The sequence below is a fragment of the Ulvibacter sp. 2305UL32-6 genome (assembly GCF_058148545.1).
Window position 1 is genome coordinate 751,816 of sequence record NZ_JBYVKA010000001.1, and the last position, 12,493, is coordinate 764,308.

Annotated in this window: 12 protein-coding genes; 10 read left to right on the top strand and 2 right to left on the bottom strand. The window is 36.6% G+C overall.

Annotated elements, in window-relative coordinates; translation table 11 throughout:
* The 10 genes from ACY2RU_RS03590 to ACY2RU_RS03635 all read left to right on the top strand — a co-directional run bounded on the left by ACY2RU_RS03590 (position 1) and on the right by ACY2RU_RS03635 (position 11,253).
* Complete coding sequence (locus ACY2RU_RS03590; RefSeq protein WP_490137033.1) at positions 1-1,191, top strand: permease; 1,191 nt, start codon at positions 1-3, stop codon at positions 1,189-1,191.
* A gap of 12 nt (positions 1,192-1,203) precedes the next feature.
* On the top strand, positions 1,204-2,220 hold the full coding sequence (locus ACY2RU_RS03595) for an inorganic phosphate transporter (protein ID WP_490137034.1): 1,017 nt from the start codon (positions 1,204-1,206) through the stop codon (positions 2,218-2,220).
* Positions 2,221-2,227: 7 nt separating this feature from the next.
* A complete protein-coding gene (locus tag ACY2RU_RS03600) occupies positions 2,228-2,848 on the top strand; it encodes a hypothetical protein (RefSeq protein WP_490137035.1) in 621 nt (206 codons plus the stop codon).
* A 33-nt stretch (positions 2,849-2,881) separates the two neighbouring features.
* The gene (locus ACY2RU_RS03605; protein ID WP_490137036.1) at positions 2,882-4,405 is read left to right on the top strand and encodes an FMN-binding glutamate synthase family protein; all 1,524 of its coding nucleotides are present in this window, start codon (positions 2,882-2,884) and stop codon (positions 4,403-4,405) included.
* A gap of 2 nt (positions 4,406-4,407) precedes the next feature.
* Positions 4,408-6,123: a dynamin family protein gene (locus ACY2RU_RS03610; RefSeq protein WP_490137037.1), complete on the top strand. Its 1,716-nt coding sequence runs from the start codon at positions 4,408-4,410 to the stop codon at positions 6,121-6,123.
* Between the two features lie 76 nt (positions 6,124-6,199).
* Complete coding sequence (locus ACY2RU_RS03615; protein WP_490137038.1) at positions 6,200-6,949, top strand: outer membrane lipoprotein-sorting protein; 750 nt, start codon at positions 6,200-6,202, stop codon at positions 6,947-6,949.
* 9 nt (positions 6,950-6,958) lie between these two features.
* Positions 6,959-8,185: an ABC transporter permease gene (locus tag ACY2RU_RS03620; RefSeq protein ID WP_490137039.1), complete on the top strand. Its 1,227-nt coding sequence runs from the start codon at positions 6,959-6,961 to the stop codon at positions 8,183-8,185.
* Positions 8,186-8,197: 12 nt separating this feature from the next.
* Entirely contained in the window at positions 8,198-9,406 is a 1,209-nt protein-coding gene (locus ACY2RU_RS03625; protein ID WP_490137040.1) for an ABC transporter permease, read from the top strand.
* Between the two features lie 10 nt (positions 9,407-9,416).
* A complete protein-coding gene (locus tag ACY2RU_RS03630) occupies positions 9,417-10,100 on the top strand; it encodes an ABC transporter ATP-binding protein (protein ID WP_490137041.1) in 684 nt (227 codons plus the stop codon).
* Positions 10,087-11,253, top strand: coding sequence for a hypothetical protein (locus ACY2RU_RS03635; RefSeq protein ID WP_490137042.1), 1,167 nt, complete (start codon positions 10,087-10,089; stop codon positions 11,251-11,253). The genes ACY2RU_RS03630 and ACY2RU_RS03635 overlap by 14 nt, the downstream gene beginning before the upstream one ends.
* 11 nt (positions 11,254-11,264) lie before the next feature.
* Here the strand turns inward: ACY2RU_RS03635 and ACY2RU_RS03640 are convergent, their stop codons facing one another.
* Positions 11,265-11,552, bottom strand: coding sequence for a chaperone modulator CbpM (locus ACY2RU_RS03640; RefSeq protein WP_490137043.1), 288 nt, complete (start codon positions 11,550-11,552; stop codon positions 11,265-11,267).
* 3 nt (positions 11,553-11,555) lie between these two features.
* Complete coding sequence (locus tag ACY2RU_RS03645; RefSeq protein ID WP_490137044.1) at positions 11,556-12,467, bottom strand: DnaJ C-terminal domain-containing protein; 912 nt, start codon at positions 12,465-12,467, stop codon at positions 11,556-11,558.
* Positions 12,468-12,493 lie beyond the last annotated feature (26 nt).

Genomic DNA, 12,493 nt, shown 5'->3' on the forward strand with positions numbered 1-12,493 from the left:
ATGGAAACGATTACAGATTTATTTTTAGCTTTCTTCGGAATGGTTTGGGAGATTTTTTGGGGACTCGCACTAGGTTTTATTTTGTCGTCTATCATTCGTGCTTTTGTGCCTACAGAAACGATAAGTAACTCTATTGGTAAAACATCAGTAAAATCATTAAGCATATCTACTTTTTTTGGAGCCATTTCTTCATCTTGTTCTTATGCCGCAGCTAGTATGTCGCGCACTTTAATGACCAAAGGCGCAAGCTTACCCAATTCCATTGCCTTTTTAATTTCAAGCACTAATCTCGTATTTGAGATTTTTATTATCATTCTAAGTTTATTAGGGTGGGCTTTTTTTATGGGCGAGTTAATAGGTGGTCTGTTCTTTATTGCTTTTACTGCCATTTTAATTGCAAAATTCTTTCCGAAGAAAATTATAAAACAAGCCCAAGAACACATTAAAGCTTCCGAAATTAATGCACGCACAATGCAAATGGATCATAGTAAGATGGACCATTCAAAAATGAATCACAGCAAGATGGATCATAGTAAAATGGAACACAGTGAAATGGAGCATTCAATGATGCATAAAAAACAAAACTTTAAAGACAAGCTCATAACAGCCAGTACGCATTTTGTTATGGATGTAAATATGGTGGGTAAAGACATTTTTATTGGGGTACTTATTTCTGCTTTCTTAATGGTATTAGTACCTAAAGAATTCTGGGAATCTTTATTTCTAAAAGACAATGCTGCCTATCCTGAATTTGCCATTTTACTTTGGAATGCAGTAATTGGAGCACTCATCGCGGTATTAAGCTTTGTTTGTTCAGTGGGAAATATTGTTCTCGCTGCTGTACTATGGTTTGGTGGTATCTCGTTTGGAGGTGTTATTGCATTTGTACTTTCAGATTTAATCACGTTGCCAATGCTACAAGTCTATCGAAAATATTACGGTTGGAAACCAATGCTTTTCATTTTCCTTTTCTTATTTGTTGGCATTATAGCCACTGCTCTATTTTTGGATTATTCTTTTGATTTTTTAGGATGGATTCCTGAAAGTCCTACGGAAGCATTGCAATTACATAAAAATCCATTTGAGCTGAACTTTAATTCGATTATGAACTTTATTTTTATTCCTATCGCATTCATTTATTATTTTGTAGGTAAAAAACACAGTAAAGGAATGCTGATGATGTATCACTAACCAAAAACAATAATGCTCTTAATAATAGGAATCATACTCGTACTTATTTACGATTTCACCAATGGCTTTCACGATGCAGCAGATATGGTAGCTACCGCTATTGCTTCACGAGCGATGTCACCAGGTATTGCTATTCTAATTGTAACTGTATTTACATTTATTGGGCCTTTTGTGGGTGGCGTTGCTGTAGCCAATACCATTGGCGAGTTTGTGGATATTTCTAAAGCTGATGCGTTTGTAGCACAAAGTGTGGCACTTTCTGCCATTGTTGCAGCCATTGCCTATAACATTCTTACTTGGAAATTAGGATTACCAACATCTTCTTCAAATTCACTCACTAGTGGATTAGTTGGGGCAGGATTATTTGCCTTAAGTAGCCAAAATATTCATTGGGGAATTACCGAACTTTTCCAAGGAGAACTTGTTGGTTTTATGAAGATTTTAGCAGGAATAGTAATTTCACCATTAGCAGGTTTCATTATCGGATTCTTCATCATTAAAATTTTATTGAAACTCTTTTCTAGACTGACCATACAATCAAAACCGCTATTAAAATACAGTCAATATGCATCAGTATCGCTACTAGCATTTAGTCACGGTACTAACGATGCCCAAAAAGGAATGGGCGTTATAGCAATGTTATTGGTCGCTAGTGGAACCCATACCGAATTTAGCGTACCCACTTGGGTCATTCTAATCTGTGCTTCAGCGATAACCGTTGGGACAATGTTTGGCGGTTGGAGTATTATAAAAACAGTAGGCTTTGGAATTTATAAAGTGAAGTTAGTACATTCTATTGCCGACCAATTAGGCGCTTCACTCATCATTTTTGGGTCTTCTTTAATTGGTGCACCCACTTCTACCACGCAAGTGGTAACTACGACTTTAATGGGTGTTGGCGCTGGAGAACGACCAAAACACGTACGATGGAACGTCACAAAAAATATATTTACAGGATGGCTTCTCAATATCCCAACTTGCATTGGTTTAGGTTACGGAATTTGTTATCTATTCAGTCTATTTAATTAAAAGAATTATGAATTTATTTAAAAAATATATCCTTCCAGAACAGATTGATTTCTTCGGAAAAATGCAATCGCAAGTTGAACTCACAAAAGGATTAGTAAATACCGTATGTGATTTCTATCAGAATGATTTGAAAGAATTCCCCAATGAGATTGAGAACGCTTTCGCGAAAGCAGAAACAAATCGAAAACAAGCATTACTCGACTTAAATAAAACGTTTATCACGCCAGTAGATAAAGAGGCGATAAGTAGAGTTTATTTTCAATTAAACAGAACCGCTTTAAAAGTAAAACATTTAATTACTGAAATGAACGTGTATAACATCTTTAATCTAAAAGAATACTTGCTATTGCTCGATTTATTAAAAGTCGAAATGAATTTAGTAAGCAATGGGATTTCATTATTAACAAACAAAGAATATTTGGAAGTGCATTCAAATACAGATCAACTGATTCATAAAAGCAATACATTTTCTGAAAGGTATGCACAACTATTAAACACTCTTTTTCAAGAGTCTGAACAACGAAAAATATTTGAGCACAAAGAAATTCTATTTCAACTAAAAGACATCAATCACACCTTGATAGATGTAAATTACGCAGTAGAGGATATTGTTTTTAAAATGAACTAATGTGAATTCCATCTGTATAAAAAAAGAAAAAAAATGAAAGAAGCTATAAGATTTACGTTCATTGCCTTAGGCATCATCATTATTATTACGTGTATTGTGATATGGCCTATATATGGCTTTTCCGTTTTAGGGGTTTTGTTTATTGCCTTGGGCATTTTCGATATCACTCAAAAAAGACTTGCAATTTTAAGGAATTTCCCAGTTCTGGGGCATATGCGCTACCTACTACAAATGATTGGTCCGGAAATTCATCAGTATTTTATCGAATCTGATACTGATGGAAAACCCATAGATCGTAATCACAGAAAGTATATCTATGAGCGTGCTAAAGGAGAAAGTGAAACCCATCCCTTTGGAACCCAACTGAACGTGGAAGACCCCAATTCTAAATGGATGCAGCATAGCATCTATCCTACAAAGCAACTAGAAGAAGCACCTAGAGTAACCGTTGGTGGTCCAGATTGTACACAACCCTACTCGACAAGTTTGTTCAACATATCGGCAATGAGTTATGGCGCATTGAGTAAAAATGCCATTTTGGCGCTTAACAAGGGTGCTCAAGCTGGTGGATTCTTTCACGATACAGGAGAAGGCGGTATATCAGAACATCACAGGCAAGGTGGCGATTTGGTCTACGAAGTAGGCACTGGATATTTTGGATGCCGAACCAAGGACGGACATTTTTCGCCAGAAGAGTTTAAAAAGAAAGCTGCCTATCCAGAAGTAAAAATGATAGAAATAAAAATTTCTCAAGGAGCCAAACCAGGACACGGTGGTGTATTGCCGGCTTCAAAAAACAATGAAGAAATAGCCAAGATAAGAGGTGTCGAACCACATACCGATGTATTGTCGCCACCAGGACACAACACCTTTAACGATGCCGAAGGCTTGTTACGCTTTGTGCAACAAATGCGAGAACTCTCTAACGGAAAACCCATTGGGTTTAAGCTATGCATTGGAGATAAAAGTGAGTTTATCGACATCTGTGAAAAAATGGTGGAAACTGGAATTAAACCAGATTTTATCGTGGTCGATGGTTCCGAAGGTGGTACAGGAGCCGCGCCTATTGACTTTTCTAATTATGTAGGAATGCCCTGGGAAAGAGCCTTGCTCTTTGTCACCGATATCTTGAATGGTTTTGACTTGAAAAAGGATATCAAAGTATTTACTGCAACTAAAATCTTTACAGCATTCGATATTTTCAAGGCATTGTGTATAGGTGCAGATGTGTGTAGTTCGGCACGTGGTATGATGCTCGCTTTAGGGTGTATTCAAGCCTTGCGATGCGATACTAACGAATGCCCTACTGGCGTAGCTACCAACAACCCAAAATTGATGCGCGGATTAGTAGTTTCAGAAAAATGGAAACGGGTTAGGAATTATCAACGCCTCACTATCGATAACTTTCTGGAATTGTTAGCGGGTGCTGGTTGCACTGCTTTAGAAGACCTAAACCGAGAAATGATTTATAAAAAAGTGGGCGACAAATTTCAGTCGTATGAAGCACTGTACCCTACTGTTGCATTAGGTTGCTATCTTAATAACAATCTCAACTAGCAATGAAAGCTACTTCAGAAATAACGGTTACTTCGGTTTTGAACCAACTATCAAAGAGTATTGACTATTTGGACAATCCGTTGCTTACCGAATCTTTAGATGAACTTTACAAAAAGCTAGCTACCAACCACTTTTGCATCGCTATTTTGGGTTCTTTTAAGCGTGGTAAATCTTCACTTATCAATGCCTTATTAGAGAAAAACATTGTTCCCACAGGCATTGTTCCAGTAACTGCTATTGTTACGCTTATATCTTACAAAGAAAAGAAACAAGCCACGGTATATTTTAACAATGGTACGCAAGAGGTCTGTTTAATTTCTGAAATATCCCAATATGTTTCTGAAGCCGAAAACCCCAAAAACATAAAAGAGGTAAAATATTTAGATATAGGGTTACCTATAGATTGGCTCAAAGGGATGACCATCGTAGATACACCAGGTATTGGCTCTGGACATCTTCATAATACCGAAGAGGCATTTTCATTCGTTCCACAGATTGATATGGCACTCTATGTTCTAGGCGCAGAACTTCCTATTTCTCAAGAGGATTTAGTATTTATTGAAAAAATACAGCCACAAACACCTGCATTATCGTTTATTTTGAATAAAAGCGACCTGCTTTCACCAACCCAACAAGAACAGCTCATTACTCACAATACGGGAATATTGAACGAACGTTTTGGACAACAAGAACGAACATTTTTGCCTGTATCTACGCTCGAAGAACACCTTAAAAATATCGATACCCTACGCCAACAAATAATAGACGTAATGACCAAAGACAAGTCAAAAATTTTGGTACATACTTTTGGCATTCGTATAAAGAGTTTACTACACAAAACCAATATGTTACTCGCAACAAAAGAAAAGAGCCTACAACTTCCCTTGGAAGAGTTAGACACCGCTATTGCTACGATGAGTAAACACAGTCTTATTTTGAAAGAAAAAAGGGAAGACTATTTTTTTCAATTGGAAGGACGCATTAAAAATTTACAACAACAAACGCATACACTATTTGAAACATTCAGAAAAGAATTGGTTTCAAAGTATGTTTCGCCTTTAGAAAATGAAAAAACAGCGACCCTAAAACAAATAGACAACAAGGGATATGACCTTGTTTTAAGCAACGTAGGAACAAAAATTTTGGTTGCATTTCAGCAAAAAAAAGAGGAAGTTGAACAGCAAATTGTCACTCATTTTAAAAAACAAATCGAAGAAGACCTCGACCAATCGGGACAATTTCTTCAAAAATTAATGAGTGGTTCTGTATTGAGTGAAGACATAAAAGTAAGCCATTGGGTCGATGAATTTGATTTAAATACCTATTCTAGCTTTTATTTCAGAAAGGTTGCTCAACATCCTTCCGATACCCAAAATAGTCATCATTGGAATAAAAGGATTTTTAAAAAATGGCGATTAGAAGCCCAAAGAAAACAGCTTGTAAAATCCATAGCATCCCTAATCCTTTCCAATGCTGCCAATAGCGCGTCTGATATTCAATATAAAATTAGAGAAGGCTACCGCAATTTTTATGACCATTTGATAAAAAATCAATTGGCTTTATTACAATCACTGGAAATTTCAGCAAAAAAAGTGCAACAAGAACGGTCTCAAAAAACCGATGCAAGTACACAAGAACTAGAAGAACTACGTGATTTTATTCTAGAAAACAAGAAGCTACTCAATAGCATACAATCCCCTAACTGTTTGATATTGTGACACTCTTTTATTAAATTAACAACCATAAAAACTAAAGAAAAGATATTGCTTTTAAGATGAATTAAATAAACAACAGATGAAACAAATAATATATATAGCCCTTTTTTTAGGTGCAGTAACCTATGGTTATTCGCAAGACCTTACGGCAGAACAAATTGTAAAGAAAGCCGAAGATAAACGTCAAGGTGATTATAGTCAAGGCGAACTTAAAATGACTATTATTCGTCCCGATTGGCAGCGTGATATGCAGCTCAAAATGTGGTCTAAAGGGACGAAAAACACACTTATTTTAATAACGGGTCCTGCTCGTGATAAAGGTACAGCCTTTTTAAAACGGGACAAGGAAATGTGGAACTGGCAACCTAAAATAGACCGAACCATTAAAATGCCACCATCTATGATGTCACAAAGCTGGATGGGTTCTGATTTCACCAACGACGACCTTGCCAAGGAATCATCAATTGTAGAAGATTATACCCATAAAATTATAGCTGAAGAAACACTCGACCAAAGAAAATGCTGGAAGCTGGAACTCACACCCAAGGAAAATGCCGCAGTGGTTTGGGGGAAAATAAATCTCTGGATAGACCAAAAGGATTTTATTCTTATGAAAGCCGAATACTATGATGAAGACAACTATCTCATTAATACAATGTGGGGTAAAAATATAAAAATGTTGGACGGTAGATTATTACCGAGCGTACTGGAAATTGTTCCTGCCGAAGAAGAAGGACACCTAACGCGAATGGAATATCTATCATTAAAATTTGACGAACCTATTAAAGACGGCTTCTTTTCAATACAGAATATGAAACGAATAAAATAATCATTTACTATGCTCTTTAAACTAGCATTTAGAAATATATGGCGCAACAAAAGACAAAGTTTGTTGACGATTATTGCAGTTGCGTTTGCGGTCTTTTTGGCATGTTTTTTACGGTCATTTCAAAAAGGTGCTTGGGACAATGTAGTTGATAGTTCTGTAAATATGTACTATGGCTATCTTCAGGTGCATAAAAAAGGCTATTGGGATGACCAAACCATCGACCAATCTTTTGAAATGAATGGAGCGCTCGAAAACGAGTTAAAGACGATTTCTGAAGTTAAAAGTGTAGTGCCTCGATTGGAATCTTTTGCGCTTGCCTCAACAGATAATACTACCAGCGGTGTTTTAACTTTAGGAATACATCCTGAAAAAGAAGCACTTCTTACCAAATTATCCAACAAGGTCATTTCTGGCGAATATCTAAAACCAAACGACAATGGTATTCTTATTGCCGAAGGGCTTTCAGAAAAATTGAGGCTAACGGTTGGCGATACACTCGTACTCATATCGCAAGGATATCACGGCGTAAACGCAGCAGGAAAATATCAAATTCACGGCATCGTAAAATTCCCCTTGCCCGACCTCAATAAAAGCTTGGTGTTTTTGTCTTTACCTGTAGCGCAAGAGTTTTTAGGTGCACCTAACCGTTTGACTTCTTTGGCTTTACAGCTTCCAGCAGAACGTATCGTAGCCAAAACAAAGCGTCAAATCATTTCCAAAATACCTGCAGAAACGTATGAAGTCTTGGATTATAAAGAGTTAATGCCCGATTTATTACAAGCAAGACGCCTTGACGAAATGGGTGCCTACCTTATCATCTTGGTTTTGTATTGTTTAATTGGTTTTACCCTCTTTGGCACCATACTAATGATGACTAAAAAGCGTAGCTACGAATTTGGCGTACTATTATCCATAGGAATGCAACGCTGGAAGTTATTCCTTACTGTTTGTATCGAAATATTCATACAGTCGGTGTTTGGTATTGTCATTGGTATTGCTGCAGTCCTACCACTTTCTTTCTATTTCCACAATCATCCTGTAAATATGGAACATATAGCCAAAGACGCTGCTTCCGCTTTTGAAAAATTTGGAGTGGATCCTGTGTTCGGGTTTTCGGTGTCATCAGATATTTTTATCAATCAAAGTTTGGTCATATTTATCATTACGATTTTAATAAGTATCTATCCATTATTAACCCTCTTTAAACTAAAGCCTGTTGAGGCAATGAGAAACTAAAAATGATTGCAAATGATTCCTAAAATAGCGTGGAAAAATATTTGGCGTGCCCGTTCTCGCTCGCTTATCGTTATCGGCTCGGTCATCGCTGGAGTTTGGGCGTTTATTTATATGATGGCATTTGTTCGGTCTATGTCCGATGGCTATATTAATAATGCGGTTCGTTTTCAAACGTCACACCTTCAAATACATCACCCAAAATTTGTGGATGATAAGGATGTGAAATATCTATTACAACCTGAAATTTTAAATCAAGTAATAGCGCTATCCGATGTAAAAGCAAGTGCCCAACATACGCTTGCTAACGGAATGATACGTTCTAGTCGTGCCACGAGAGGTGTAACCATAAAAGGAATAAATCCTGAAATGGAACTTACTATTAGTCCTATTAATGAAAAAATTGTTGAAGGAAGTTACTTTTCCGAAGAAAGAAAACACGAAATCTTAATCAGTCAAGAACTCGCTAAAAAGCTAAAGGTAAAACTTCGAAAAAAAATTGTGCTTTATTTTCAAGATTTAAATGGCGATGTGGTTACGGGTTCCTTTAGAATTAAGGGCATTTTTAAAACAAGTAATAAACCGTACGATGAAACCAATGTGTATGTTAAGCGTAGTGAGTTAAATGCCTATATGGGAAATGCCAATGCTGTGCACGAAATTTCGATACTTCTCAATAATAAAAAGGAAATTCCAAAGGTGCAAAAGGAGTTAAGCGCAAAATTTCCTGATAGTTTGGTTCAGAATTATACCGAAATAGCACCAGATGTCAAACTCTTTGAATCGCAAATTTACGTGGTGTCCATTATTATGCTTTTCATTTTTATGCTGGCTTTGGTGTTTGGAATTGTCAATACGATGTTGATGGCCATTTTAGAGCGTACTCACGAATTGGGAATGCTAATGGCTATTGGAATGGCTAGAGTTAAGATATTCTGGATGATTGTATTGGAGACGTTATTTTTGAGTGTTATTGGAGCCCCAATTGGAATGCTATTAGGATGGATTACAGTGAGCTGGTCAAAAACGAAAGGAATAGACTTGGCGAGCTTCTCAAAAGGAGCTGAACAATTTGGGCTGGATACGGTAATATATCCACAACTTGAATTTAACGTGATTTTACAATTAACCCTAGCGGTCTTTCTTACCGCTATGGTGTCAGCCATTTACCCTGCCATTAAAGCAGTACGCTTACAACCTTTAGAAGCCATTAGAAAAAAATAAAACAATAGTTATGTCTATTATAGAAACCAAAGAAATTACAAGAACATATAACCAAGACAAAGTACCAGTTTACGCCTTGCGTGGTGTCGATTTAAAAATTAAAAAGGGAGAGTTTACCGCCATTATTGGTGCATCAGGATGTGGCAAAACCACGTTATTAAATGTCATTGGTGGTTTGGATAAGCCTACGTCTGGTAAAGTTATTATAGATGGCACAACGATTACCGAATTATCTGATAAAAAAATGATACAGTTCAGGAAAGAAAACATCGGGTTTGTGTTTCAGGCATACAACCTTATTCCTGTACTTACCGCTACAGAAAATGCCGAGTTTATTATGCTTTTGCAACATAAAAGCAAAGAAGAACGCCAAACGCGAATTAAAGAGTTATTGGATAAAATTGGTATTGGAGATGAAATGGATAAGTTTCCAGCAGAAATGTCTGGTGGGCAACAACAACGTGTGGCAGTAGCAAGAGCGTTAGCGTCTAAACCTGAATTTGTACTTGCAGATGAACCTACAGCAAACCTAGATTCTGTAGCTACAACCGAGTTATTGGATGTCATGAAACAACTCAATGAAGAGGAAGGCACTACCTTTGTATTTGCCACTCACGACCAACGCGTTATTGATAGAGCTGTTCGTGTTATTACCCTAGAAGATGGCAAAATAATTAAGGATGAAGTTCAATAAGTTTTATAGTATGTGCCTTATGATTCTTGTCTCGAATGTGATTTTCGGGCAAGAAAAAGTACCTAAAAACTGGGAACTTTCAGGCTATCAAAAATCAATGCAAGGTTTAATTTCCTTTGAGAGCCCGCTTTCGCAAAAGGATACCTTACTAACTGATATTTTTCTACACAACCGTCTCAATTTTAAATGGTTTCCTTCGGCAGAATTTACAGTAAAAGCGGAATTGCGCACGCGGTTTTTCTTTGGGGAATTTCATAATAGCATATTCGCACCCAATTTCAAGCAACAACTGAAAGAAGCAAGCAACGACTTCGTAAACCTCGACATCATCAATACAGGAAATCAAACCGTGTTATACAGTGTCTTTGACCGCTTATATGTTACATACACTAAAAATGATTGGGAAGTTTCATTAGGCAGGCAGCGTATTAATTGGGGCATTAACACAATCTGGAATCCACACGATATTTTTAACGCCTTTTCATTTCTTGATTTTGATTATGAAGAGCGTCCTGGTGTGGATGCTTTGCGCATCAAAAAATATATTGGTTATTCCGGTGGTTTTGAGTTTGCCATAAAAGCTTTTGACAACTCGGATGATTTTGCCGCAGGTTTGTTGTATAAAATCAATAAATGGAACTATGATTTTCAGTTTCTGGCAAGCTATGCAAATCAGGATGCTATCATTGGTATAGGATGGGCAGGAGCGATTAAAAATATAGGGTTTAAAGGGGAAATGAGTTATTTCAACGCTACAAATGATGATAGAGAAAACACCTTTTCGGGAACTTTAGGGTTCGACTACGGTTTTAAAAATGGCACCTACTTAAATGTTAATACTTTATACAATGCAACGGATAACAACAACGCCAGCTTGTTTAGTTTTCAACTGGAAGCCAGAAACTTATATCCCTATCAATGGGCAACCGCCATAGGTGTATCGCATCCGTTTACTCCTTTGTTTACGGGAAGTTTAAACGTTATTTATTCGCCGGTATCTGGACAACCTTTGTTCCTTAACCCAACACTGTCCTATAATCTCAGTCAAAATTTGGATGTGGATGTTATTGGTCAATTTTTCTATATCAATAACGGTGATTCATATGGAAGCAAAACCCGTTTGGCATTTTTACGGATGAAATGGAGTTTTTGAGATTAACACTCTTAATTTTCCTCATATAATCCCAACCTATTTCTAAGTTGATTCATTTCTGAAGACATTTCCTCTACGCGTTCCAATAAATTTAGAATGACATCAATACCTTCGAAATTAATATTCATTTCTCGGTGAAATCGAAGTATTTTTTCAACCTTAGGTAGTGTTTCATCTGTTATAAATTCATGTTTTTCAATGGTAATAAAACCAAACTCTTCTAGTGAAATAATATACCCTTGTTCTATGTTATGACTGGCACAGAACTCTTTTATTGATATTAGTTTTTTTGTGCTCATCGGTTATTTTTTTAATGCTGCTAATTTTTTAAACAATTCTTTTTCTTCCTCAGAAAGATTCTTTGGCATATCAACAGAATATGTTACATATAAATCTCCGAACTGACCATTTTTCTTATAAACCGGGAAGCCTTTTCCTTTTAGTTTCACTTTAGTACCATTTTGAGTTTCTGGTTTTACTTTCAGCTTTACTTTACCGTTAAAAGTATCTACGGTAATTTCGCCACCTAAAATGGCAGTGTATAAATCTACGGTCTCATTTTTATAAAGATTGGCTTTGTCACGTTTAAATGCAGTGGTGTTTTTTACTACAAACTTGATATATAAATCGCCTTTAGGACCACCATTTGCACCAGCACTACCGTGACCTTTAATTTTAATGGTTTGTCCATTCTCTACACCTGCAGGTATCGTGATGCGAATGTTTTTTCCGTTTACGGTAAGTGTTCGTTTATTGCTTTCATAAACATCTTTTAAGTCGAGATGCAATTCGGCGTTAAAATCCTGTCCTCTAAATTTAACTTGTTGCGATTGTTGACCTCGACCAGCACCGCCAAACATTGAGCTAAAGAAATCCGAAAAATCGCCACCTTCAAAATCTTCTTGTGTAAAACTACCACCTTGATACTGTTGTCCGCTGTAATGATGTTGTTGTCGTTGCTGCTGTTTTGCTTTTTCAAATTCTTCAGCGTGCTTCCAGTTTTCACCATACTGGTCGTACTTTTTACGATTTTCGGGATTACTCAATACCTCATTTGCCTCATTTATCTCTTTAAATTTTTTCTCGGCTTCTTTGTTGTTAGAGTTTACATCTGGGTGATATTTGCGCGCTAATTTGCGATAGGCTTTTTTTATGTCTTTTTCAGTAGCGTCTTTCGGAACACCTAATACTTTATAATAATCTATATATTCCATTAATTAATTTGTAGTAAATTTTGTTA